20 protein-coding genes are annotated in these 24004 nt (G+C 65.4%); 10 read left to right on the forward strand and 10 right to left on the reverse strand.

The features are described 5' to 3' along the window. Window positions 1–110: 110 nt before the first annotated feature. From M1L61_RS15870 to prmB, 4 genes are all read right to left on the reverse strand, one after another. Window positions 111–1139 carry an aspartate-semialdehyde dehydrogenase gene (locus M1L61_RS15870; RefSeq protein ID WP_010483049.1) on the reverse strand — a complete coding sequence of 343 codons (1029 nt, stop codon included), beginning with the start codon at window positions 1137–1139 and terminating at the stop codon, window positions 111–113. Between the two features lie 92 nt (window positions 1140–1231). After that, window positions 1232–2269, reverse strand: a complete 1038-nt coding sequence (locus M1L61_RS15875) for a D-glycerate dehydrogenase (protein ID WP_248853765.1) — start codon at window positions 2267–2269, stop codon at window positions 1232–1234. Next, a complete protein-coding gene (gene aroC, locus M1L61_RS15880) occupies window positions 2262–3365 on the reverse strand; it encodes a chorismate synthase (RefSeq protein ID WP_010483045.1) in 1104 nt (367 codons plus the stop codon). The genes M1L61_RS15875 and aroC overlap by 8 nt, the downstream gene beginning before the upstream one ends. After that, complete coding sequence (gene prmB / locus M1L61_RS15885) at window positions 3362–4291, reverse strand: 50S ribosomal protein L3 N(5)-glutamine methyltransferase (RefSeq protein ID WP_010483043.1); 930 nt, start codon at window positions 4289–4291, stop codon at window positions 3362–3364. Before prmB ends, aroC begins: the two co-directional genes overlap by 4 nt. Before the next feature lie 122 nt (window positions 4292–4413). On the opposite strand from prmB, the gene M1L61_RS15890 reads away from it, so the two are divergent. Together M1L61_RS15890 and asd are read left to right on the forward strand one after the other, a co-directional pair. After that, the gene (locus M1L61_RS15890; RefSeq protein WP_010483041.1) at window positions 4414–5064 is read left to right on the forward strand and encodes an SCO family protein; all 651 of its coding nucleotides are present in this window, start codon (window positions 4414–4416) and stop codon (window positions 5062–5064) included. Continuing rightward, a complete protein-coding gene (gene asd, locus M1L61_RS15895) occupies window positions 5061–5903 on the forward strand; it encodes an archaetidylserine decarboxylase (RefSeq protein WP_019336666.1) in 843 nt (280 codons plus the stop codon). The genes M1L61_RS15890 and asd overlap by 4 nt, the downstream gene beginning before the upstream one ends. Before the next feature lie 107 nt (window positions 5904–6010). On the opposite strand, the gene M1L61_RS15900 is transcribed toward asd, so the two are convergent. Together M1L61_RS15900 and M1L61_RS15905 are read right to left on the reverse strand one after the other, a co-directional pair. Further along, entirely contained in the window at window positions 6011–6358 is a 348-nt protein-coding gene (locus tag M1L61_RS15900; RefSeq protein WP_248853766.1) for a ribonuclease E inhibitor RraB, read from the reverse strand. A 23-nt stretch (window positions 6359–6381) separates the two neighbouring features. Further along, window positions 6382–7986, reverse strand: coding sequence for a transglycosylase SLT domain-containing protein (locus tag M1L61_RS15905; protein ID WP_099560512.1), 1605 nt, complete (start codon window positions 7984–7986; stop codon window positions 6382–6384). 122 nt (window positions 7987–8108) lie between these two features. Here M1L61_RS15905 and M1L61_RS15910 point away from each other — a divergent pair, with 122 nt between their 5' ends. Together M1L61_RS15910 and greB are read left to right on the forward strand one after the other, a co-directional pair. Beyond that, window positions 8109–9614, forward strand: coding sequence for a helicase HerA-like domain-containing protein (locus tag M1L61_RS15910; protein ID WP_248853767.1), 1506 nt, complete (start codon window positions 8109–8111; stop codon window positions 9612–9614). 80 nt (window positions 9615–9694) lie between these two features. Then, on the forward strand, window positions 9695–10201 hold the full coding sequence (gene greB / locus M1L61_RS15915) for a transcription elongation factor GreB (protein ID WP_019336668.1): 507 nt from the start codon (window positions 9695–9697) through the stop codon (window positions 10199–10201). 87 nt (window positions 10202–10288) lie between these two features. Here greB and M1L61_RS15920 read toward each other — a convergent pair whose 3' ends face one another. Together M1L61_RS15920 and rimO are read right to left on the reverse strand one after the other, a co-directional pair. Further along, window positions 10289–11128 (reverse strand): DUF3025 domain-containing protein, encoded by an 840-nt coding sequence (locus tag M1L61_RS15920; RefSeq protein WP_191863469.1) that lies wholly within the window; start codon window positions 11126–11128, stop codon window positions 10289–10291. Further along, complete coding sequence (gene rimO, locus M1L61_RS15925; RefSeq protein ID WP_248853768.1) at window positions 11125–12486, reverse strand: 30S ribosomal protein S12 methylthiotransferase RimO; 1362 nt, start codon at window positions 12484–12486, stop codon at window positions 11125–11127. The genes M1L61_RS15920 and rimO overlap by 4 nt, the downstream gene beginning before the upstream one ends. A gap of 203 nt (window positions 12487–12689) precedes the next feature. On the opposite strand from rimO, the gene M1L61_RS15930 reads away from it, so the two are divergent. Genes M1L61_RS15930 through M1L61_RS15940 form a run of 3 tightly spaced genes read left to right on the forward strand, consistent with a single transcriptional unit; the run spans window position 12690 to window position 13963 of the window. Continuing rightward, on the forward strand, window positions 12690–13361 hold the full coding sequence (locus M1L61_RS15930; protein WP_248853769.1) for a dienelactone hydrolase family protein: 672 nt from the start codon (window positions 12690–12692) through the stop codon (window positions 13359–13361). Continuing rightward, window positions 13358–13780 carry an HIT family protein gene (locus M1L61_RS15935; RefSeq protein WP_010483023.1) on the forward strand — a complete coding sequence of 141 codons (423 nt, stop codon included), beginning with the start codon at window positions 13358–13360 and terminating at the stop codon, window positions 13778–13780. The genes M1L61_RS15930 and M1L61_RS15935 overlap by 4 nt, the downstream gene beginning before the upstream one ends. Before the next feature lie 15 nt (window positions 13781–13795). Next, the gene (locus tag M1L61_RS15940; protein ID WP_005418011.1) at window positions 13796–13963 is read left to right on the forward strand and encodes a DUF5668 domain-containing protein; all 168 of its coding nucleotides are present in this window, start codon (window positions 13796–13798) and stop codon (window positions 13961–13963) included. Window positions 13964–14038: 75 nt separating this feature from the next. On the opposite strand, the gene dcd is transcribed toward M1L61_RS15940, so the two are convergent. Together dcd and apbC are read right to left on the reverse strand one after the other, a co-directional pair. Then, window positions 14039–14611 (reverse strand): dCTP deaminase, encoded by a 573-nt coding sequence (dcd, locus tag M1L61_RS15945; protein ID WP_010483020.1) that lies wholly within the window; start codon window positions 14609–14611, stop codon window positions 14039–14041. A 77-nt stretch (window positions 14612–14688) separates the two neighbouring features. Then, entirely contained in the window at window positions 14689–15543 is an 855-nt protein-coding gene (gene apbC, locus M1L61_RS15950) for an iron-sulfur cluster carrier protein ApbC (RefSeq protein WP_026347084.1), read from the reverse strand. Between the two features lie 214 nt (window positions 15544–15757). Between apbC and M1L61_RS15955 the strand changes: the two genes are divergently transcribed. The 3 genes from M1L61_RS15955 (at window position 15758) to M1L61_RS15965 (ending at window position 23889) form a co-directional block, all read left to right on the forward strand. Then, complete coding sequence (locus tag M1L61_RS15955) at window positions 15758–18547, forward strand: TonB-dependent receptor (RefSeq protein WP_010483016.1); 2790 nt, start codon at window positions 15758–15760, stop codon at window positions 18545–18547. Window positions 18548–18887: 340 nt separating this feature from the next. Then, a complete protein-coding gene (locus M1L61_RS15960) occupies window positions 18888–21695 on the forward strand; it encodes a TonB-dependent receptor (protein WP_049409174.1) in 2808 nt (935 codons plus the stop codon). 166 nt (window positions 21696–21861) lie between these two features. Continuing rightward, the gene (locus M1L61_RS15965; RefSeq protein ID WP_248853770.1) at window positions 21862–23889 is read left to right on the forward strand and encodes a prolyl oligopeptidase family serine peptidase; all 2028 of its coding nucleotides are present in this window, start codon (window positions 21862–21864) and stop codon (window positions 23887–23889) included. Window positions 23890–24004: the final 115 nt, after the last annotated feature.

Raw genomic sequence — 24004 nt, forward strand, 5'->3', positions numbered from 1 at the left:
CGGACCGGGGTCCGCACCCATGTAGAGCCGAGCCCATGCTCGGCTGCATGGCCTGAGCCGAGCGTAGGCTCGGCTCTACAGAAAAGGCCGGGCATTGCCCGGCCTCTCCATCAGCGCTGCTCGGCGGCGACCAGCTCGGCCAGCTGCACGGCATTCAACGCCGCGCCCTTGCGCACGTTGTCCGACACGATCCACAGGTTCAGGCCGCGCGGATGCGACAGGTCTTCACGGATACGGCCGACATACACCGCATCGGTGCCCGAGGCATGGGTGACCGGAGTCGGATAACCACCGGCTTCATGGCGGTCCACCACTTCAACGCCCGGCGACTGTTCCAGCAGCGCGCGCGCTTCGGCCACGGTCACCTTGTCGCGGGTTTCGATCGCCACCGATTCGGAGTGGCCGTAGAACACCGGCACGCGCACCGCGGTCGGGTTCACCAGGATGCTGTCGTCACCGAGGATCTTGCGGGTCTCCCAGATCAGCTTCATCTCTTCCTTGGTGAAACCGTTGTCCTGGAAGTCATCGATGTGCGGGATCAGGTTGAAGGCGATCTGCACCGGGAAGCGCTGCGGATCGATCTCCTGGAAGCTCAGCAGCTGGCCGGTCTGCTTGCCCAGTTCCTCGGTTGCCGAACGGCCGCCGCCAGACACCGACTGGTAGGTGGAGACGTTGATGCGCTCGATGCCGTACTTGCGGTGCAGCGGTGCCAGTGCCACCAGCATCTGCATGGTCGAGCAGTTCGGGTTGGCAATGATGCCGCGCGGACGGTTGGCGACCTGCTCTGGGTTGACCTCGGACACCACCAGCGGCACGTCATCGTCGTAACGGAAGGCCGAGGAGTTGTCGATCACCACAGCGCCCGCTGCTGCGAACTTCGGCGCGTATTCTTTGGACACGCTGCCGCCGGCCGAGAACAGGGCGATCTCGACGCCGCTCGGGTCAAAGGTAGCCAGGTCCTGGACCTTGACCTTCTGGCCGTTGAACTCGATCTCGCCGCCAGCCGAACGCTCGGAAGCGAGAACGCTCAGGGTACCGACCGGGAAATCACGCTCGGCCAGGATCGACAACATGGTCTCGCCGACCGCACCGGTGGCACCGACGACGGCGACGTGGAAACTGCGCTGTGCATTGCTCATGGGGGAAACTCTCACGAAAACGGGGATGGGGAAGAAACACGCACGACAGCTGGGTTCGGGGAACCTCCTCAAGCGGGGCGCGCGGAGGTTCCCTATCGTTTCCCGGTTTTTTTGCCCAGAGTCACGCGCGCGGCCATCGCCGCGTCAGCGTTGATCGCGCTCGGCATGCGCGATAGGCCGCCGTCCAGGCCTAGCCCGGCAACCAGATTATCCACGGCCAGCTGTACCATCGCCGTGCGCGTGGCCAGCGAGGCGCTGCCGATATGCGGAGTCAGCACGACATTGCGCAGCGCCAGCAGTTCGAGGCGCACCTTCGGCTCGCCTTCGTAGACATCCAGGCCGGCAGCGGCAAGGCGACCGTTGGCCAGCGCATCGGCCAGCGCGATCTCATCGACCAGGCCACCGCGGGCGATGTTCACCAGCGTCGCCGACGGCTTCATCTTCGCCAGCGCGGCGGCATCGATCAGGTGGTGCGAGGCCGGGGTATACGGCAGCACCAGCAGCAGGTGATCGGACTGCGCCAGCAGCGTGTCCAGGTCAACGTAACGGGCCCCCACCTCGGCCTCGGTCGCGGCGGGCAGCTGCGAGCGGTTGTGGTACAGCACCTTCATGCCGAAACCGTGTGCGCCGCGGCGGGCGATCCCCTGGCCGATGCGGCCCATGCCGAGGATGCCCAGCGTGCTGCCATGGATGTCGGCACCGAGCATGGTCTGGAACGACCACTGCTGCCACTGGCCGTCGCGCAGCCAGCGCTCGGACTCGGTAATCCGGCGTGCGGTCGCCATCAACAGGGCGAAACCGAGATCGGCGGTGGTTTCAGTAAGGACGTCCGGCGTGTTGCTGGCCAGGATGCCGGCCGCGCTGAGCGCGTCGACGTCCAGGTTGTTGTAGCCGACGCCGACATTGGCAATCACCTGCAACTGTACGGCGTCGGCCACCTGGGCCGCACCAATGCGCTCGTTGAGGGTGATGATGGCGCCGTCGGCGCTGGCCAGCTGTTCGGCGATCTGATCGGGCGACCAGGCGGTGACGGTGTCGGTGCTGCGCAGCTGTACGCGATCGCGCAACGGCGCGATGGCCGCGTCGATCAGCGGCTGGCTCACCCACACCGTCGGCCGCGTGTCAGCCATCGATCTGCCCGGGAATGCGCGGGGTGATCGTGCCGACATCGCCACACTGCGCGCGATGGCGCAGCGCCTGGTCCATCAGCACCATCGCCACCATCGCCTCGGCGATCGGGGTGGCACGGATGCCGACGCAGGGATCATGGCGGCCGGTGGTGACCACCTCGACCACGTTGCCGGCCGTGTCCAGCGAAGGGCCCGGCAGGCGCAGGCTGGAGGTCGGCTTCAACACGATCGAGGCGACCACCGGCTGGCCGGTGGAAATGCCACCGAGGATGCCGCCGGCATGGTTGCTGGCGAAGCCCTGCGGGGTCAGCAGGTCACGGTGCTCGGTGCCCTTCTGCGCTGCGCTGGCGAAACCGTCGCCGATCTCCACCCCCTTCACCGCGTTGATGCTCATCAGCGCAGCGGCCAGTTCGCCATCGAGCTTGCCGTAGATCGGCTCGCCCCAGCCCGGCGGCACGTTGTCGGCGACCACGTCCACGCGCGCACCGACCGAATCACCGGACTTGCGCAGCGCATCCATGTACGCCTCCAGTTCCGGCACCTGTGCGGCGTGCGGCCAGAAGAACGGATTGTCTTCCACCGCCGACCAGTCGAAACCGGCCGGCGTGATGTCGCCCAGCTGCGACAGGTAGCCACGCACGGTCACGCCGAAGCGCTCGGCGAGCCACTTCTTGGCGACCACGCCGGCGGCCACGCGCATGGTGGTCTCGCGTGCCGAGGAACGGCCGCCACCGCGCGGGTCGCGGATGCCGTACTTGTGCCAGTAGCTGTAGTCGGCATGACCCGGCCGGAACTGCTGGCCGATGTTGGCGTAGTCCTTGCTGCGCTGGTCGGTGTTGCGGATCAGCAGCGCGATCGGCGTGCCGGTGGTCAGGCCCTCGTACACGCCGGACAGGATCTCGACCTCATCGGCTTCGCGACGCGCCGAGGTGTGCCGGCTCTTGCCGGTTGCGCGACGCTGCAGGTCGTGGGCGAATTCGGCCGCGTCCAGCGCCAGCCCCGGCGGGCAGCCATCGATCACGCAGCCGATGGCCGGCCCGTGCGACTCGCCGAACGTGGTGACGGTGAACAGCTTGCCGAACGAATTGGAGCTCACGGGCGCTGCGCCGCCAGTTCGGTGATGCGGGCGCTGTGGGCGATCAGTTCGCGGCACTCGACCGCGAAGATGCCCATCTGGCCAACCTTGAACTCGATCCAGGCGAAATCGACTTCCGGCAGCAGCTTGACCAGATGCTGTTCGGACTCGCCCACTTCACAGATCAGCAGACCGTCTTCGCTCAGGTGCAGCGGGGCATCGCGCAGGATCTTCAGCACCAGGTCCAGGCCGTCATCGCCGGCACGCAGACCCATCTCCGGCTCGTAGGAGTATTCCTGCGGCAGGGCATCGGTCTCGTCGTTGGTGACGTACGGCGGGTTGGTGACGATCAGGTCGTAGTGGCGGCCGGTCAGGCCGTTGAACAGGTCCGACTTGAGCAGGGTGACGTTGTGCGCCTGCAGGCGTTCCTTGTTCTCTTCGGCCAGCGACAGCGCGTCGTCGCTCAGGTCGACGCCATCCACTTCCCAGTTCGGGTAGTAATGGCCCATGGCGATGGCGATGCAGCCCGAACCGGTGCAAAGATCCAGCGCGCGGCTGACATCGCGGCCGGCCAGCCACGGCTCGAAGCCGCATTCGATCAGTTCGGCGATCGGCGAACGCGGCACCAGGGCGCGCTTGTCGCTCTTGAAGCTCAGGCCGGCGAACCAGGCCTCACCGGTCAAGTAGGCGGCCGGGATGCGTTCATCGATGCGACGCTGGAACAGTTCCAGCACGCGCAGCTTTTCGGCCTGCAGCAGGCGCGCCTGGCCATAGGCCGGGCCCAGATCGTGCGGCAGGTGCAGGCTGTGCAGCACCAGCTGGGTGGCCTCGTCCAGCGCATTGTCGTAGCTGTGACCGAAGGTCAGCCCGGCTTCGTTGAAACGGCTGGTGCCGTAGCGGATCAGATCGATGATCGTGTGGAGTTCGGCGGCCGTTTCAGCGGTCATGGCGGTACTGCGGGCAAAGTGGCCCCCGATTATAGGGGCTGGCGCCCGCGGCGGCATCCGTTGCGGCAGAAACGATCGGGCCGCAGCCGGTATGATGGAGCCCACTTCGCGCGGGGGCTCCCATGTTCAATCGCAACGCCGGCATCATCCTGCTGATCGCCCTGGCGGCGGGCCTGGGCCTGCTGGCCGCCCAGCAGGTGTTCGCGCCGAAGCCACCGGCCAACGCCCCGGCCACCGAAGCGATCACGCTGTACCCGCAGCCGCGCGAACTGCCCGACTTCAACCTGGCCCAGTCCGACGGCACCCGCCTGATTCCGGGCGAGCTGAAGGGCCACTGGACCCTGGTGTTCCTGGGCTTCACCTTCTGCCCCGACGTCTGCCCCACCACTCTGGCCGAGCTGGCCGGCGCGCAGAACCAGTGGGAGGCCCTGCCCGACAGCCTGCGCCCGCGCGTGCTGTTCATCTCGGTCGACCCGGACCGTGACAGCGCCACACGCCTGGGCGAGTACGTGCACGGCTTCCACAAGGACACCCTGGCCGCCACCGCCGATATCCCGTCGCTGGAGCGCTTTGCCACGTCGCTGGGTTTCGTGTTCCAGAAGGTGCCGGGCAAGCACTTCGACGAGAACCCTGAGGATTACACCGTCGAGCACTCGGCCAGCCTGGCCGTGCTCGACCCGCAGGGCCGCCTTGCCGGCCTGGTGCGGCCCCCGTTCAACGCGCCGGCCATTGCCCGCGACCTGCAGAAGCTGACCGAGAAAACCGCCCCATGAGCCTCACCACCGCCCTGACGTACGCCCTGCCCCACCGCCTGCTGTCCTCGATGGCGCGTTCGCTGGCGTACTCGGACGATCCGCGCGTGTCGCGCTGGCTGATCGACACCGTCACCCGCAAGTTCAACGTCAACCTGGACGAAGCGGCCAACCCGGACCCGCGCAGCTATGCCACCTTCAACCAGTTCTTCACGCGTGCGCTGAAGCCGGGGGCGCGCGTGGCCGATGCCGATCCGCGCAGCCTGGTGATGCCGGCCGACGGCCGCATCAGCCAGCTGGGGAAGATCGAGGCCGGCCGGATCTTCCAGGCCAAGGGCCAGTCGTTCACCGCCGCCGAACTGCTGGGCAGCGACGAAGACGCCAAGCCGTACAACGACGGCCTGTACGCCACCGTGTACCTGTCGCCGCGCGATTACCACCGCGTGCACATGCCGTGGACCGGCACCCTGCGCGAGACCGTGCACGTGCCGGGCCGCCTGTTCAGCGTCGGTCCGGCCGCGGTGAACGGCGTGCCGCGCCTGTTCGCCCGCAACGAGCGCCTGGTCTGCCACTTCGATACCAGCTTCGGCCCGATGGTGAGCGTGATGGTCGGTGCACTGCTGGTGTCCGGCGTGGAGACCGTATGGAGCGGTGAGGAGATCCCGGCCTACGGTGACCGCATCACCCGCAAGGATTACCGCGGCCAGGGCATCCAGCTGGAGCGCTTCGCCGAGATGGCGCGCTTCAACTACGGTTCGACCGTGATCGTGCTGCTGCCGCCGGGCGTGGCCGAGTTCGCGCCGCAGCTGGGCGCCGAAAGCCCGGTGCAGCTGGGCCAGGCGCTGGCGACGCTGCGCTGAGGTACATGTAGAGCCGAGCCCATGCTCGGCTGCTGGCTGCAACCGGTCATGCATTTCTGTGGGCAAAGGAAGCCGAGCATGGGCTCGGCTCTACAGCCAGAAGCGCGCTACTGCAGGGCCGGGGCTGGACCTACGTCCATGCCGTCGTAGTCTTCCACGCCCTTCTCCGCGGCCAGCGCCGCGAACTCCTGGTTGCGACGGTCCAGCGAGGCTTCGTCGTGAATCTCCACGCGCTCCACATGCAGCACGTGGAACGGCGCGTCGCCTTCTTCCGGCTCCTGCTCGAACAGTTCCACAAAGGAGTAGCCCTGCGCCTGCAGATGCTCAGCCAGTACCTGCAACGGCTCAGCAGTGGAATGCACGAAGAAATACCCCCACAGCAACGGGCCGGTGATGTCCCAGTCGGTGTTTTCGCGGAGGTTGGCGAACAGGTTGCGGGTGTCTTCGAGGTCCATGCGGATTCCAGGGGTCGGGAGGATTACTTGTCGCAGCCCTGCAGCTTCAGCGTCTGGCCGTGGCGCAGGCTGTAGGCCGGGGCCTTCAGGCCGTTGGCGCGGGCCAGGGTCGGCACGTCGCACTGGAATTTCGCGGCGATGGCGCCCAGGGTCTCACCCCGGCCCACCTTGTGGCTGCGCACCGGCTTCGGCCGTGCCGGCGGGCGCGGCGTAGCTACCGGAGCGGCCGGTGTGGTCGGCACGCTGGTGGACGCGGCGGCATCGGCCACCGGCACCACACCGCCCACGGCCACGCTGCCGGTGTAGCTGGCAGCGGTCGGACGCTTGATCGCTGCGTTCAGATCGGCGGTGATCAGCGTGCGGGCCAGATCGGCACGCGGGCCGCTGACGCAGTTGCGCTGGTACAGGCCGGCGATGCGGGTGGTGGCATTGATCAGCGTGCCGGCCGGAATCCAGCCGTCGGCTTCATAGCGCGGGTTGAGGTTGCGCAGCGCGCGCATGTAGCCATCGCGGGTGCCGTGGCTGCCCAGGCAGATGGTCAGTTCGTAGATGGTAGTGGACTTGGCCAGGCGCAGCGTGGCCGGCTGCGCGCTGATCTTCGGGAATTCCACGCCGTACTGCTGCGGGTGCAGGAAGATCCAGGCGGCGGCGATCACCATCGGCACGTAGTCCTTGGTCTCGCCCGGGAACTGGTTGTAGACGCTGTCGGTCCAGAAGCTCTGGCCAGCACTCTGCTTGAACACGCGCGCGGCACGGCCTTCACCACCGTTGTAGGCGGCCACCGACATTTCCACGTTGTTGTTCAGCTCGCGTAGACGCTCGTTGAGGTAACTGGCGCTGGCCTCGGCGGCGCTGCGCGCGTCAAAGCGCGTATCGAAGCCGGTGCCGTCCGGGCCGAGGCCGAAGCGGCGACCGGTGGCCGGCATGAACTGCATCAGGCCGGCGGCGCCGGCGCGCGAGGACGCATGCACGCGGCCGTTGGACTCCTTGGCCATGATGCCGAACAGCAGCGCCTCGGGCAGGCCGCGCTTCTCCCACTCCGGCCACATCACCGCACGCAGGTTCTGGTAGTTCTCGTAGCTGGTCAGCAGCGCGGGACGCATGTCGGTCAGCCAACGGCGGATGCCGGCCTGCACGGCCGGGTTGTACTCGACCATGCTGTCGAAGGCATGCCGCTTGTCGTTGAGCAGCGCGGCGGCGCGCGCGGCCTCCGGCACGTCGGCGGTGAGCGGGCCGATATGGTCGGGGTCGGCTTCCAGGCGGTCACCGCCCTCGTCGGCCACGTCGTCGCTGGCAGCGGCATCAGCGTCGTGCTTGAGCAGGCGCTTGTAGCTGGCAAGCAGGGTGCCCATCTGGCAGCCCTTCTGCTTCACGCAGTCGTTGAGGACATCTTCCATGTCTTCCAGCGCGGCATCGGCCTCGTTGCTGCCCTTGGGGTCGGCATTGGCGACCAGCAGCAGGGCGTCGCTGTAACGCTTTTCGGCGACGGTCATGCGCTGCTGCAGCGCATCCACCTTCACCTTGTCCCGGGCCGAAACCCGCTGCGCATGGGCGTCGGGCGCCAGGGAAACCAGGCCGGCCAGGGCCAGCAGCGGCCAACCGCGGGAAATCAGGACAGGAACGGGCATTGATGGCACTGTGTGCGAAACAGACAGGCAGAGTAGCGGCGCCGCCAAGGTCCGGGCAAGCCGACCTTCGGCCCGTCACCGCCGGCGGTTAACATTGGGCTATTCACCACAAGGGCTGGACCATGGATCCGATTCTGCTCGGCAAAGGCATTACCGACGATATTGCCGTCACCCTGTTGCCGAAACTCGGCAACCGCCACGGCCTGGTGGCCGGCGCCACCGGCACCGGCAAGACGGTCACCCTGATGACCCTGGCCGAGGGCTTCTCGCGGCTGGGCGTGCCGGTGTTCCTGGCCGATGTTAAGGGCGATGTGTCCGGCCTGGCTGTTCCCGGCACCGGTGCCGAGAACCTGCTGACGCGTGCTGCCGAGATCGGCGTGGCCGACTATGCGCCGGCCGCCAGCCCCACCATTTTCTGGGACCTGTACGGCAAGCTCGGCCATCCGGTGCGCACCACGGTCAGCGAGATGGGCCCGACCCTGCTGGCGCGCATCCTCGAGTTGAACGACACCCAGTCCGGCGTGCTCGACATCGTGTTCAAGCTGGCCGACGACCGTGGCCTGCTGCTGCTGGACATGGACGATCTGCGTGCCCTGCTCGGCCTGGTGGCCGAGGAGCGCAAGGACATCTCCACCGAGTACGGCCTGGTCAGCGCGCAGTCGATCGCCGCGATCCAGCGCTCGGTGCTGCGCCTGGCACAGGACGGCGGCGAGAATTTCTTCGGCGAACCAGCACTGGAACTGGCCGACATCATGCGGGTCAATCACGACGGCCGCGGCATGATCGGCATCCTTGCCGCCGACCAGCTGGTGCTCAAGCCCAAGCTTTACTCCACCTTCCTGTTGTGGCTGCTGTCGGAACTGTTCGAGCAGCTGCCGGAAGTGGGCGACCTGGACAAGCCGAAGCTGGTCTTCATCTTCGACGAAGCGCACCTGTTGTTCGACGACGCGCCCGCGTCGCTGGTGCAGCGCATCGAGCAGGTGGTTCGGCTGATCCGCTCCAAGGGCGTGGGCGTGTACTTCTGCTCGCAGTTCCCCGACGACGTGCCGGGCAACATCCTCGGCCAGCTGGGCAACCGCGTGCAGCACGCGCTGCGTGCCTTCACTCCGCGCGACCAGAAGGCGGTGAAGACCGCTGCCGAGACCTTCGTACCAAACCCGAAGCTGGACGTGGCCAAGGTGCTGAGCCAGCTCGGCACCGGCGAGGCGCTGGTGTCCACGCTGCAGGACAAGGGCGTGCCGATGCCGGTGCAGCAGACGATGATCGCGCCGCCGCGCTGCCGGATGGGACCGATCACCGAGGCCGAACGCGCGCAGGTGCGCGCCGGCAGCCCGGTCGGCAGCCGCTACGACACCGCGATCAACCGCGAGTCGGCAGCAGAGCTGCTGGCCCAGCGCGCGCAGAAGGCGGTCGAGAAGGCCGAAGCACCTGCCGCGCGCAGTCGCGAGCAGGACGAGGCGCAGGAGGGAGGCTTCGGCCAGTCGATCAAGGATGCGATCTTCGGCACCAAGCGCCGCCAGGGCATGATCGAGACCATGGCCAAGCAGACCACGCGTACCGTCGGCACCAAGCTGGGCAACCAGATCGTGCGCGGCATTCTGGGCGGCATTTTCGGCGGCAAGCGCTGATTCACCGCCACTGGGGTCAGAGCTCTTTCCACGGGAAAGGGCTCCGACCCCATCGTTCCTTTGAAAAGAAGTCTTACCGCATGTCCCGTTGGCGTCCCCCCGCAGAAAAAAGCACGGCCCTGATCACCGCCTCCGGCCACGCACGGCTGAAGGCCGAACTGGATGACCTGTGGCGGGTGCGCCGCCCCGAGGTGGTGAAGGCACTGGCCGCAGCCGCCGCAGAAGGCGATCGTTCGGAAAACGCCGAGTACACCTACCGCAAGAAGCAGCTGGGCGAGATCGACCGTCGCGTGCGCTACCTGACCAAGCGATTGGAATCGCTGCGCGTGGTCGACACCACGCCGACTGATCCGCAGGCGGTGTTTTTCGGCGCGTGGGTGGAACTGGAGAACGTGGACAGTGGCGACACCAGCCGCTATCGCATTGTCGGCCCGGACGAGACCGATGCAGGCCTGGGTTGGATCAGCATCGATTCGCCGCTGGCACGTGCGCTGCTGAAGAAGCGGCTGGATGATGAGTTCTCGGTAGAGCTGCCCGGCGGGCAGTTCACCTTTGCGGTGATCGGGGTGGAGTACGAGCCTGTGTAGCGTCGAGCATGGCTCGACTGCCTGCCCTTTGTAGAGCCGAGCCCATGCTCGGCTGATGGGCAAACGCAGCCGAGCATGGGCTCGGCTCTACAACGGCAACCCCACCAGCGGCAACGGATACTGGCGACCGGCACGCAGCGGGCGGAAATAATCGGCATTGCGATAGAAGGCGGAATCCTGCACGCCATGCCAGCCGGGAATACCGGCCAATGGCAGGGGCCGCAGCTGCAGCGGATCGGTCACTGCCCTGCCCTCGGCGATGGCCGCGGTCACTGCGTCAACGCAGGCATCATCGACTTCGTCGCGCACCACCACGCACTTGCCCACCAGACGGCGTTCCGGCAGCAGCGCCTGCTCCATCAGCGCGTGCCCGAATACCGCAGCGATGGCGATATCGCCGCTCAGCCAGTGCGCTGGCTCGAACAATGCATGCCAGTCATGCCCATCCCACGCACGCATAAACGAGTCATCGCGCACGCGCACGATCACGCCGGTCTCGTCGAACTGGGTCAACGCGGCCTGCGCACGGTTGCGCTGGCCCGGCGGCATCGCCTCGATATGCCGGCACTGCTGCACATTGAGGGCCTGCTTGAGCTGCGGGTAACGGGCCCACACCAGTGCATTGAACAGGTCGTGCCAGTTGTCGGCGCGGGTGGCGATAAGCCCCTGCGCGATGCGGGCTTCGTAGTGCAGGCCGTCAGCCAGCAGCGCGGCATCCTGCTCGACCAGGTGCTTGCCGGGCAGCGTGAGGCGTGCCTCGAGCGCTGCAATGGACGGCCACTCCGGGCCTTCCAACAGATCACGAACGTCGCGCAATCCGGCAAACACCGGGTGCGCGAACACCTGCGGATCGACCGCCGCACGCGGCGGCGGCACGAAGCGGCGGACACCGCTGCCGTCACCGGCGGCGGTCGTCGCTGTGGTCACAGCATCTTGAGATCGAATGCCGGGCGGTTAGCGGCCGGCAGCGCGTCACCGTACAGGTCGTGCTCGTCGCTCTCGGTGATTTCCACGTCGACGAACTCACCCACGCGCAGCGGCACCTGGTCGGCATTCTGGATGTGCACCAGGCCGTCGATCTCCGGGGCATCGGCCTTGGAGCGGGCCACGGCGATATCGCCTTCGATGGCGTCGACCAGGCACTGCTGCACGGTGCCGATTTTGGCTTCCAGGCGTGCCGCGGAAATCCGCGCCTGCTTTTCCATGAAACGGGCCAGGCGCTCCTGCTTCACTTCCTCCGGTACCGCATCGGGCAGGTCGTTGGCGGTGGCGCCTTCCACCGGCGAATAGGCGAACGCACCGACGCGGTCCAGCTGCGCTTCGTCGAGGAACGACAGCAGCTCTTCGAACTCGGCCTCGGTCTCGCCCGGGAAGCCAACGATGAAGGTCGAACGCACGGTGATGTCCGGGGCGATACGGCGCCAGTTCTGTACGCGCTCCAGGGTCTTCTCGACCGCGCCGGGGCGCTTCATCAGGCGCAGGATGCGCGGGCTGGCATGCTGGAACGGAATGTCCAGGTACGGCAGGATGCGGTTCTCGGCCATCAGCGGCACCACCTCGTCCACGTGCGGGTACGGGTAGACGTAGTGCATGCGCACCCACGCATCCAGCTCGGACAGGCCTTCGCACAGCGCCTTCAGGCGGGTCTGGTAGGCCTTGTTGCGCCACATCTTCTCGGCGTACTTCGCGTCCACGCCATAGGCCGAGGTGTCCTGCGAAACCACCAGCAGCTCGCGCACGCCGCCCCGCACCAGGCGCTCGGCTTCGCGCAGCACCTCATCCACCGGGCGCGAGACCAGCTTGCCACGCATCGACGGGATGATGCAGAAGCTGCACTTGTGGTTGCAGCCCTCGGAAATCTTCAGGTAGGCGTAGTGGCGCGGGGTCAGCTTGATGCCGTAGTCGGGCACCAGGTCCACGAACGGGTCGTGCTTGGGCGGCAGTGCTTCATGCACCGCTTCCATCACGCTCTGGTAGTCCTGCGGGCCGGACACCGCCAGCACGTTGGGGTACGCCTCGCGGATCTGCTCCGGGCGCTTGCCCAGGCAGCCGGTGACGATGACCTTGCCGTTCTGGTTCATCGCCTCGCCGATCGCGTCCAGCGATTCGGTCACTGCCGAATCGATGAAACCGCAGGTGTTGACCACCACCACGTCGGCCGAATCGTAGGACGGCACGATGTCGTAGCCTTCCGAGCGGAGCTGGGTAAGGATGCGTTCGGAATCGACAAGGGCCTTCGGGCAGCCAAGGCTGACGAAGCCGACTTTGGGGTTCAGCTGGGACATGGAATAGCGGGACTCTGGGGGCCTGGGCCCCTGCCGTCGTGGCAGGGGTTCCTGGGGGCCGGGGCCTGAAAGGGCGCCAGTATACCGGGGTTGGCGGCCGCGCTCTGAATGGCCAGCCGCCCGATCCCGCACAGCCGCTGACATCGCGCTAACCCACGCTGCACCGACAATGCCGTTCTGTTCCCCACAACGAGATGGAAACGATGGCCGAGTGGATCACCCTGGATACGCATCACGGCCCGGTACGGGCCTGGCAGGCCCTGCCGGAGGGCACCCCGCGTGGCGGGCTGGTGGTGGTGCAGGAAATTTTCGGCGCCAACCCGCACATCCGCGGCGTAGCGGAGCGCTTCGCGGCCGAAGGCTACGCGGTGCTGGCGCCGTCGTTCTTCGACCTGGTCGACGGTGCAGAAGCCGATCCGGATGCCCTGCCCTATGACGCCGAAGGCGTGAAGCAGGGCCTGGAACGGGTGACCGAACTGGGCATGGAGAAGGCGCTGGAGGTCGTGCGTGCAGCCGCCACCCGGCTGGCGCCCCAAGGCAAGGTCGGCACGGTGGGCTACTGCTGGGGCGGCACGGTGGCGATGCTGTCGGCCCTGCGCCTGGGCCTGCCCTCGGTCAGCTATTACGGTGCGCGCAATGTCCAGTTCCTGGATGAGACGCCCAAGGCCCCGGTGATCTTCCACTTCGGCGCCCAGGACAAGAGCATCCCGCCGGAGGCGGTCCAGGCCCATCGCGAGAAGCTGCCGCAGATGGCCACCTTCGTCTATCCGGCCGACCACGCCTTCAACCGGGAGGTCGGACATGCGTATGATCCAGACAGCGCCAGCCTGGCGCTGCAACGCACCCTGGACTTCTTCTCGGAGCATCTTGGATGAGCGATTTCGAACTCGATTCACGCCTGGCCACCGATAGCGTGCTGGTGGCCGAAGGACCGTTGTCGCAAGTGCGGCTGATGAACGACGAACGATTCCCCTGGCTGGTGCTGGTACCGCGCTTGGCCGGGGTGACCGAGTGGATCGAGCTGGACGGCGAGCAGCAGGACAAGCTGCGCACCGAGCTCAACCGCGCCTGCAAGGCCCTGAAGGGCGCCGACGGGGTGGAGAAGATCAATATCGGTGCGCTGGGCAACATCGTGCGCCAGCTGCATTTCCATGTGATCGGCCGCCATGACGGCGACCCCGCGTGGCCGGGCCCGGTCTGGGGCAGCGGCCCCGCGCACCGCTACGAGCCGGGTGCGCTGGACCAGCATGTCGCCTACTGGAAGGAACGGCTAGGATATCCAGCCCAGTCCTGAGCGTTTGCCGACCCGATGCGATTCAACCTCGTTGCCGCCGTCCTGCTGATCCTGATCGGCCTGTTCATGCTCGCCAGCAACTTGGGCTGGACGCACCTGAACCTGTCCAAGCTGCTGCTGACCTGGTGGCCGGTGGCATTGGTGGGTGTCGGCATCGCGATGCTGTTCGGTCGCGGGAAATAAAGAAGGCGGCGCATTGCGCCGCCCTCCTTCATGTAGAGCCGAGCCATGCTCGGCTTCACAAATCGCCTGCAATCTTCAGGTCCGCGGCAGCGTCACGCCGGTCTGGCCCTGGTACTTGCCGCCACGATCGCGGTACGACGTCTCGCAGATGTCGTCGGCGGCCGCCTGGAAGAACAGCATCTGCGCTACGCCTTCATTGGCGTAGATGCGCGCCGGCAGCGGCGTGGTGTTGCTGAATTCCAGGGTGACGTGCCCTTCCCATTCCGGTTCCAGCGGGGTCACGTTGACGATGATGCCGCAGCGCGCGTAGGTGCTCTTGCCCAGACACACCACCAGGGTGTCGCGCGGGATGCGGAAGTACTCCACGGTGCGCGCCAGCGCGAAGCTGTTGGGCGGGATGATGCATTCATCGCCGACGATATCCACGAAGCTGCCCGGATCGAAGTGCTTGGGATCGACGATGGTCGAGTTGATGTTGGTGAACACCTTGAACTCGCGCGAGCAGCGCACGTCGTAGCCGTAGCTGGAGGTGCCATAGCTGACGATGCGCTCGCCGTTGGCCTGCTTGACCTGCCCGGCCTCGAACGGCTCGATCATGCCGTGCTGCTCGGACATGCGGCGGATCCAACGGTCACTCTTGATGCTCATGCTTTGTCCTGGGGTACGAGGGGGCGCGAGGATTCTAGCAGGGGGCCGGGCGTCGCCGGCGGCCCCTGCCCGGGCACTTACAGCAGCGACGACAGGATCGGGATCGAGGCACGCGGACGCTTGCCAACCTCCTCGATCAGGCGCTGCGCGGCATGGCGGTAGGCCTGGGCCGGGACCGAATCCGGCTGGGCCACGGTGATCGGGGTACCGGAATCGCCCTGCTCGCGGATGCCGATCTGCAGCGGCAGCGAACCGAGCAACGGCACGCCGTACTGCGCGGCCATGCGCTCGCCGCCGCCCTCGCCGAACAGGTGCTCGACATGCCCGCAGCTGCTGCAGGTATGCACCGCCATGTTCTCGACGATGCCCAGCACCGGCACCTCGACCTTCTCGAACATCTTCAGCGCCTTCTTCGCGTCCAGCGTGGCGATGTCCTGTGGCGTGGTGACGATCACCGCACCGGCCAGCGGGATCTTCTGGGTCAGGGTCAGCTGGATGTCGCCGGTGCCCGGCGGCAGGTCGATCAGCAGGTAGTCCAGGTCGTCCCACAAGGTGTCGTTGAACAGCTGGGTCATCGCCGAGGTGGCCATCGGCCCACGCCAGATCATCGGCGTGTCCTCTTCGATCAGGTAGCCGATCGACATGGTGTCGACGCCGAACGCACGCAGCGGCTCGATGCTCTTGTTGTCCGGGCTTTCCGGACGGCCGGACAGGCCCAGCATGGCCGGCACGCTGGGGCCATAGATGTCGGCGTCGAGCACGCCCACGCGCGCGCCGAGCTGCTGCAGCGCCACGGCCAGATTGACCGCGGTGGTCGACTTGCCGACGCCGCCCTTGCCCGAACCAACCGCGATCACATTGCGGATGCGGGCATGCGGCGTGAGTCCCTTCTGGACCTGGCTTGCATGGGGACGGCGGGGAGAACTGTTCACAACGAGCACCGGCGGGGTCAGGGGGAATAACCGAGCATCATACAAGCTGGACGTAACCTGACTGAAATTCAGGATTGCTACAGATTCGTGCACAGATTGTTAAGTTCATGTTACGTTCGACCCGCACTGTTTTGGGCTGCGGAGCTGGCATTTCCAGCCCGCGCGATGGCGCATGCGCAGTGCCGTTTTTGTTTTTGCTCTCCAATGGAACTACATGAACTACGTAAGCAACACCGCACGTCGCAACACGCTCGCCGTCGCCCTGATTTCCGCTCTGATGGCCGCCGCCCCGGCAATGGCCCAGGACAAGGCGACCAACCTGGACAAGATCACCGTCACCGGTTCGCTGATCCCGCAGACCCAGGTTGAAACCCAGACCCCGGTGATGTCCATCACCGCCGAAGACATCCAGACCCGCGGCTTCAGCAGTGTTGCTGAAGTGCTGCAGCAGTCGTCGCTGACCACTGGCGGCCTGCAGGGCGGCCAGACCTCGGGTTCGTTCACCCAGGGCGCCGAAGCCGCCGGCATGTTCGGCCTGAATCCGGGCTACACCAAGTACCTGATCAACGGCCGCCCGATGCTCTCGTATCCGGCGCTGTACAACGGCAGCGAAACCTTCAACAACATCAGCGGCATTCCGATCGACATCGTCGAGCGCATCGAAGTGCTGCCGGGCGGCCAGTCCTCGCTGTACGGCTCGGACGCGATCGCCGGTGTGGTCAACATCATCCTGAAGGAGCGCATGGACGGCGGCACCATGACCCTCCGTGGCGGCACCTACACCGAAGGCGGCGGCAGCAACATCCGCTTCAGCGCTGCCAAGGGCATCAACGCCTTCGACGACCGCTTCCATGCGCTGTTCAACGTGCAGATCGAGAACGGCAGCCCGATCTGGGGCTACCAGCGCGACATCACCCGCCAGAACAACCCGGTCGGCTACACCGCCCAGGTTCCGTCGAACGACTTCGCCGTCATCACCAACGCTGACAACAAGCTGCTGATGATGGACCCGAGCCGTTGCGCCAACGTCGCCGGGCTGTATGACGGCACCACCGTGGTCGGCCAGCGCGCGTCGGGCGAGTCCTGCGGTTCGGTGTACAGCGCCGGCTACAAGACCCTGAAGAACGGCAAGAACAGCGGCCAGTTCTACTCGTCGATGACCTTCGACGTGAACGACAACTTCCAGCTGTTCGCCGACGTGCTGTACAGCAAGGAAAAGACCGAGTTCACCTCCGGCTCGAGCGCCCTGTGGTGGGGCACCAAGTCGGTCATGGGCGGCTTCTACGACCAGGGCCTGGGCAAGGTCGTGAACCTGCAGCGCGCCTTCGCGCCGGAAGAAATCGGCCCGGGCCACTACAACAACATCATGAACTCCGACGAAAGCCGTGCCTACCAGGTCACCCTGGGCGGCAAGGGCATGGTCGGCGACTGGGACTACAGCGCCAGCTTCACCCGTGGCGAGTACCGCCTGGACCAGAACCGCTTCGTGCGCTGGAAGGACAAGATCGAAGACTTCTTCGGCCAGACCGTGCTGGGCCCGCGCCTGGGCACCTCGGCTGGCGGCTTCGGCATCTACAACCCGGACTATGCGGCCTTCTACTCGCCGATCACCCCGGACCAGTTCGCCAGCTTCACCGGCTACGGTACCCACCGCAGCAAGACCTGGCAGAACCTGGGTCGCGTGCAGGTGACCAACGGCTCGCTGTTCAGCCTGCCGGGCGGTGATGCCGGCCTGGCCGTCGTGCTGGAAGGTGGCAGCGAAGGCTGGGATTACTCGCCGGACCAGGCGTTCGTTGATGGCAATGTGTGGGGCACCACCGCCGTCGCCGGCGCCGGCCACCGCAGCAACTACGCGGTCACCAGCGAACTGCGCATGCCGCTGCACGACACCCTGACCGTCAGCGCCTCGGGCCGCTATGACGCCTTCAAGATCGCCGACAAGACCGTCGACAAGGCCACCTACAGCATCGGCCTGGAATTCCGTCCGATCGAGAGCCTGCTGCTGCGCGGCAAGTACGGTACCGCCTTCCGCGCACCGACCCTGTCCGATGCCTTCCAGGGCATGAGCGGTTCGTACTCGTCCGGCCAGAACGACTACTACCGCTGCAGCCAGATGGGTTATGGCCTGCGTGATGAGGCCTGCTCGTTCTACAAGAACACCTCGGTGTACAGCGAAAAGTCCGGCAACCCGGACCTGAAGCCGATCACCGCCGATGTCTGGAGCGCAGGTGTGGTGTGGGCCCCGGTCAGCAACTTCTCGCTGTCGGCCGACTACTACAACTGGAAGATCAAGAACGAGGTCAAGACCCTGAGCTCGGACCAGCTGCTGCTGGCCGAGTACCAGTGCCACAACGGCCTGCCGAACAACACCTCGGCCAGCTGCGGTGACGTGACCAACTGGATATCCCGCGACGCCGGTGGCAACCTGACCCGCGTATACACGCCGAAGCTCAACGTTGCCAGCCAGAACCTGGAAGCGGTGACCGTGGCGGCCAAGTACCAGCAGGATATCGGCCGCTTCGGCTCGCTGATGTTCTCCGGCAACTACACCAACATGCTGAAGCGTGAAGTGCAGCCGATGCCGGGCGCCGCCAAGCTCGACCTGCTGAGCGACCCGTACAACATGTGGTACTACGACAACTTCGCCAAGGTCCGCGGCGATCTGTCGGTGGCCTGGAACATCGCCAAGTTCACCACCACCGTGTACGCCAACTACGTCGGCAGCACCCCGAACTACCTGGCCTACACCGGCCGCAGCTACGGCTACGTCCACTCCTCCGGCGCCAAGGCCGGCAAGTGGGGTTCGTACACCACGTACAACCTGAGCATGAACTACCAGGCACAGGAAGATCTGGTCCTGTCGCTGATGGTCAACAACGTGTTCAACAAGCTGCCGGAAGGCCAGCGCTACAACTACCCGGGCAACGAATCGACCCCGTTCAACGACGGCTTCTACAGCGTCTACGGCCGCCAGATCTCGGCCCAGGTCAAGTACAACTTCTGATCCCGTCGTTTTCCGGACTCCGTGTCTGGACCAGGCCCCGCTTCGGCGGGGCCTTTTTTTTGGTTCCAGGAAGCCTTCGGTAAAGCACTGATGCAGAAGCAGCAAATGCACTACGACAGATTGACCTTCATATCGCCATCTTTTGAAACACACCAAAACAATTGGCGTTAACCATTGATCTGCCGACATTTTTCAGGCCAAACGCCGATTGACGAAATGACGATCGTGTGCACTCTGCGTTAAGTGCGTGTTACGGTCCGGCTGAATGGAATGCAACTGAACAGATCGTTAAACCGACATGGAAGCCGGTCGCCAAGACATCTCACTACGGGGATTTTCCATGTCTCGCCATCGTTCCACACTCTCGCGCCACCCACTGACCCTCGCCCTCCTCGGCACGCTGCTCGCCTCCGGCACGGCCCTGGCGCAAAGCAACAATGCGCCGACCCAGCTTGACCGCGTGACGGTCACCGGGTCGCTGATTCCGCAGACCGAGATCGAGAACCACACACCGGTCCTGACCGTGACCGCCGAGGACATCCAGACCCGCGGCTTCACCAGCGTTGCCGATGTCCTGCAGCAGTCCTCGCTGTCCACGGGTGGCCTGCAGGGCGGCCAGACCTCGGCGTCGTTCACCCAGGGCGCCGAAGCCGCCGGCATGTTCGGCCTCAGCCCGGGTTACACCAAGTACCTCATCAACGGTCGCCCGATGCTTTCGTATCCGGCGCTGTACAACGGCGGCGATACGTTCAACAACATCAGCGGCATTCCGATCGACATCGTCGAGCGCATCGAGATCCTGCCGGGCGGCCAGTCCTCACTGTATGGCTCCGATGCGATCGCTGGCGTGGTCAACATCATCCTCAAGGAACGCATGGATGGTGGCGTCCTCAACGTACGTGGTGGCGCCTACAGTGAAGGCGGCGGCAACAGCTTCCGCCTCAGCGGCGCCCGCGGCTTCAATGGCGTGGATGATCGCTTCCATGCGCTGGTCAACGTGCAGTATGAGAAGACCAGCCCGATCTGGGGTTACCAGCGCGACCTGACCAAGGTCAACAATCCCGACGGCTACAGCCCGCAGTACGTCTCCAACGATTTCCTGGTGCTGTTGCCGGCCAACAACAACCGTTACGCGATGATGGACCCGAACCTGTGCGCCAATGTGGCCGGGCAGTTCGATGGCACCACGGTGCTCGGCACCCGGCCCACCGGCCAGGCATGTGGCTCCACCTATGGCACCGGCTACAAGACCATCAAGAACGGCAAGGAAAGCGCGCAGATCTACAGTTCTGCCACCTTCGACGTGAATGACAACTTCCAGTTGTTCGGCGATGCGCTGTACAGCCTGGAAGAGGTCAAGTACGCGACCGGTTCCGGCTACACCTGGTGGGGTACCTCGTCCGGCTGGGGCCGCTTCTATGACCAGGCCAGCGGCCAGTACATGAACCTGCAGCGGGTGTTCGCCCCGGAAGACATCGGTGGCGCCGGCTACCGCGACATCATGAACACCGACCGCAACAAGGCCTACCAGGTAACGCTGGGCGGCCGCGGCACGGCCGGCAACTGGGACTACAGCCTCAGCTTCACCCGCGGCGAGTACAAACTGACCGAGCGCAACTTCGTGCGCTGGAATGACCCGATCAACGATTACTTCGAACAGCGCGTGCTCGGCCCGGTGCTGGGCACCACCAGCACCGGTTACGACATCTACAGCCCGAACTGGGAAGCCTTCTACGCGCCGCTGCCGGCCGGAGACTTCCAGACCTTCACCGGTTACAGCTACAGCCAGAGCCGTACCTGGCAGAACCTGGCCCGTGCACAGGTCACCAACGGCTCACTGTTCAAGCTGCCGGGCGGCGACGCCGGCCTGGCCGTGGTCGTTGAAGGTGGCAGTGAAGGCTGGGACTACAGCCCCGATCCGGGCCTGATGGATGGCAGCGTCTGGGGCACCACGGCGGTCTCCGGCGCCGGCCACCGCAGCAACTATGCGGTGACCGGTGAGCTGCGTCTGCCGCTGCATGACACGCTGACAGTCACCGGCTCCGGCCGCTACGACGCCTTCAAGATCGGCAGCAACACCGTCGACAAGTCCACCTACAGCATCGGCATCGAGTTCCGCCCGATCGAGAGCCTGCTGTTCCGCGGCAAGTACGGCACTGCCTTCCGCGCGCCGACCCTGTCCGACGCATTCCAGGGCCGCAGCGGCTACTATGCCAACGGCTCCACCGACTACTACCGTTGCGGCCAGCTGGGCTACGACCCGGCCAACACCACCGGTTGCCCGTATGACAGCGTCTCGGTATTCGGCACCCGCGCCGGCAATCCGGACCTGGAACCGATCACCGCCGACGTCTGGAACGCAGGTGTTGTGTGGGCACCGATCAACAACCTGTCGCTGTCGGTGGACTACTACAACTGGAAGATCAAGAACGAGGTCGATACGCTCAGCTCCGACCAGCTGCTGCTGGCCGAGTACTACTGCCGTGGCGGCCAGGCCAACAACACCTCGGCCAGCTGCCAGAACGTCGACGACTGGATCACCCGCGATGCGTCCGGCGTGCTGGACGAGATCTACACCCCGAAGATGAACGTCGCCCGCCAGAACCTGGAAGCGCTGACCGCCAGCTTCAAGTACGTGCACGACATGGGCCGCTTCGGTTCGTTGCAGTTCTCGGGCAACTACACCGACATGCTCAAGCGCGAACTGCAGCCGCAGCCGGGCGATGAGTTCCTGGACCTGCTGCGTGACCCGTACGCGATGTGGGTATACGACTCGTACGCCAAGGTGCGCGCCGATGGTTCGGTCGGCTGGGCCAAGGACAAGTGGACCACCACCCTGTATGCCAACTACATCGGCAAGACGCCGAACTACATGGCCTACGTGGGCAATGGCTACGACTACGTCCACAGCTCCGGCTACAAGGCAGGCAAGTGGGGGTCCTACACCACCTACAACCTGAGCGTGAACTATCGCGCGCTGGACAACCTGACCCTGTCGCTGATGGTCAACAACGTGTTCAACAAGATGCCGGACAACCAGCGCTTCAGCTTCGCCGGGACCAGCGGCCAGCCGTACAACAATTACCTGTACAACGCCTACGGGCGTGCCATCTACGTGCAGGCCAAGTACGAGTTCGGCGGCAACTGATCTCCGCCCTCGCCACACCGAAGACCCCGCCCCGGCGGGGTCTTTCTTTGGGCTTACTCCCCCGGCAGGACAAATCCACAGGGCTTTCACGCCAAGTTGACTAACCCCACGCCTTCGTTCATCTTCAGGTCATGTTGATGTGCCCGCCACAAGGACCCTGCCGACCATGGAACTGCGCTTGACCCCCGCCCGCCTTGGCGCCGCCGCTCTGGCGGCGCTGTGCATTGCCCCTGCCCTAGCAAGCCCTCTGCCAGCCGAGGATTTCGCCAAGATCCCAACCATCCAGTCGGTCACCATGAGCGCCGACGGCAAGCAGTTGGTGGCCATCGTCGCCGCGCCTGGTAGCAACAACAGTGATACCGCTCTGGCCAACTGGAACCTGGACAACCTCGGCGCCGGTCCAGTCGCCATCACGCCATCCGGTGACCGGATGAAGTTCATCGCGGCAAGCGCACTGAAGGCGGGACGCAACCTCGTCATCGGACGCCAGGAATGGACAGGAAAACTCGGCGGCTGCGGTGAAGGCAACAGTACGGGAGCCACCAAGACCTTCCTGACCAAGGCCTACCTCACCGACGCCACCCAGACCAAGTTCGACGAGGCTTTCGCCAACAACACCCGCACGCTCGGGGTCAGCCCCGAGACCCTTCGCTGCCTCGAACTTGCGGGTACCGCCTCGCTGGTCCATGGCCTGCCGCTGGATGCAGACAGGGTCATCATCAGTCAGCTCAACGAAGCCACGCTGCAGGCCAACTACTACCGCTTCAACCTGCGCACCGGCCAGACCGAACTGCTGTTCAAGGGCAGCTCGCGCACATCACCTGGCCTGTTCCACCCCCGGACAGGTGAAGTCCTGACGCAGACCCAGGTCGAATCCGCCGGCTCCGACGATTTCGAACAGCGCATTCTGATCAAGAACAGCGCCGGCCAGTTCGAAGTGCACGCCCCCCTGACCACCCGACTGAGCGAACGCTATACGGTGGAAATCGTCGGCATAGACGATGACAGCGGCAAGCTGTACGTGCTGACCGACCAGTTCTCTGACCTGGTGCAGGCGCGACTGTACGATCCCGCCAAGAAGGAATTCGACAAGGAGCCCCTGGCCGCCCATCCATCCTTCTCGATCAGTTCACTGATCCTGGGCACGCGCAAGAGCAACTTCAACCAGGTCCTCGGCTTCTATATAGACGGCCCCCAGCGGCAGGCCGTGTACGTGGATCCGCAGATGAAAGCCCTGCAGGAGGGCCTGCAGAAAGCCTATCCCGGCCTGAGCGTCTACATCACCGGTTACAACGACGACCTTTCGCGCGTCCTGTTCACCACGGAGAGCAACCGCAACCCGAAGAGCTACTTCATCCTGGCCGATCGCAAGGATGTCGTGCCGCTCGGCAATGAGCGGCCCTGGGTGGACAGCAAGCAGATTGGCGAACAACGCTGGGTGACCTACACCGCACGCGATGGCCTGCAGATCCCGGCGATTCTGGACCTCCCGCCGGGCTGGAAGCAGGGCGACGGCCCGCTGCCGGCACTCGTGCATCCGCACGGCGGGCCGTGGGCGCGCGACTACACCGGCTGGGATGCATCAGGCTGGGTACCGTTCTTCACTTCGCGAGGCTATGCCGTGTTGCGCCCGCAGTACCGCGGCAGCTCTGGCCTTGGCCGCAAGCTCTGGCTGGCAGGTGACGCCGAGTGGGGCCAGAAGATGCAGGACGACAAGGACGACGGCGCTGCCTGGCTGGTCTCGCAAGGCATCGCCGCCAAGGACCGCATCGCGATCTTCGGCTATTCCTATGGCGGTTTCGCGGCTGCCGCTGCAACGGTCCGGAGCCCATCGCCCTATCAGTGCGCCATCGCTGGTGCCCCGGTCACCGATCTTGGCCGGCTGGGCACCTCCTGGAGCCAGAACCGCCTGCAACGCATCCTGCAGGGGCGCACGGTGAAGGGCATGGACCCGATGCAGAACACCGCGAAGGCCACGTTTCCTCTGCTGACGTTTGTCGGCGACCGTGACGTACGCACGCCGTCCTTCCATGCAAGGAACTTCTACAACGGCGTACAGGGCAAGGTGCCGGCCCGGTTCGAGCTGATCCCCGACATGCCGCACAGCATGCCCTGGTACCCCGTGCACTTCCGGACGACATTGACGCTCATGGCCGACTACCTGAGCAAGGATTGCGGCCCCGGCGGCCTCTGATCTCTCCCCCGCATCCAGCATCTCCCTCCAAGCCCCTGCCCGCGCGGCAGGGGCTTTTTCATGCGTGAACCCCTGAATTTCCCCTTACTAACAACAAGTTAAGGATCCCTATCAT

Origin of the sequence: Stenotrophomonas sp. NY11291 (genome assembly GCF_023277365.1) — a bacterium.
Classification (GTDB): domain Bacteria; phylum Pseudomonadota; class Gammaproteobacteria; order Xanthomonadales; family Xanthomonadaceae; genus Stenotrophomonas; species Stenotrophomonas geniculata.

Excerpts from the sequence above, each read along its gene's own strand:
- M1L61_RS15870 (WP_010483049.1), bottom strand. The coding sequence starts at position 1,139 with ATGAGCAATGCACAGCGCAGTTTCCACGTCGCCGTCGTCGGTGCCACC.
- M1L61_RS15875 (WP_248853765.1), bottom strand. The coding sequence starts at position 2,269 with ATGGCTGACACGCGGCCGACGGTGTGGGTGAGCCAGCCGCTGATCGAC.
- prmB (WP_010483043.1), bottom strand. The coding sequence starts at position 4,291 with ATGACCGCTGAAACGGCCGCCGAACTCCACACGATCATCGATCTGATC.
- M1L61_RS15890 (WP_010483041.1), top strand. The coding sequence starts at position 4,414 with ATGTTCAATCGCAACGCCGGCATCATCCTGCTGATCGCCCTGGCGGCG.
- asd (WP_019336666.1), top strand. The coding sequence starts at position 5,061 with ATGAGCCTCACCACCGCCCTGACGTACGCCCTGCCCCACCGCCTGCTG.
- M1L61_RS15900 (WP_248853766.1), bottom strand. The coding sequence starts at position 6,358 with ATGGACCTCGAAGACACCCGCAACCTGTTCGCCAACCTCCGCGAAAAC.
- M1L61_RS15905 (WP_099560512.1), bottom strand. The coding sequence starts at position 7,986 with ATGCCCGTTCCTGTCCTGATTTCCCGCGGTTGGCCGCTGCTGGCCCTG.
- M1L61_RS15910 (WP_248853767.1), top strand. The coding sequence starts at position 8,109 with ATGGATCCGATTCTGCTCGGCAAAGGCATTACCGACGATATTGCCGTC.
- greB (WP_019336668.1), top strand. The coding sequence starts at position 9,695 with ATGTCCCGTTGGCGTCCCCCCGCAGAAAAAAGCACGGCCCTGATCACC.
- rimO (WP_248853768.1), bottom strand. The coding sequence starts at position 12,486 with ATGTCCCAGCTGAACCCCAAAGTCGGCTTCGTCAGCCTTGGCTGCCCG.
- M1L61_RS15930 (WP_248853769.1), top strand. The coding sequence starts at position 12,690 with ATGGCCGAGTGGATCACCCTGGATACGCATCACGGCCCGGTACGGGCC.
- M1L61_RS15935 (WP_010483023.1), top strand. The coding sequence starts at position 13,358 with ATGAGCGATTTCGAACTCGATTCACGCCTGGCCACCGATAGCGTGCTG.
- M1L61_RS15940 (WP_005418011.1), top strand. The coding sequence starts at position 13,796 with ATGCGATTCAACCTCGTTGCCGCCGTCCTGCTGATCCTGATCGGCCTG.
- dcd (WP_010483020.1), bottom strand. The coding sequence starts at position 14,611 with ATGAGCATCAAGAGTGACCGTTGGATCCGCCGCATGTCCGAGCAGCAC.
- M1L61_RS15955 (WP_010483016.1), top strand. The coding sequence starts at position 15,758 with ATGAACTACGTAAGCAACACCGCACGTCGCAACACGCTCGCCGTCGCC.
- M1L61_RS15960 (WP_049409174.1), top strand. The coding sequence starts at position 18,888 with ATGTCTCGCCATCGTTCCACACTCTCGCGCCACCCACTGACCCTCGCC.
- M1L61_RS15965 (WP_248853770.1), top strand. The coding sequence starts at position 21,862 with ATGGAACTGCGCTTGACCCCCGCCCGCCTTGGCGCCGCCGCTCTGGCG.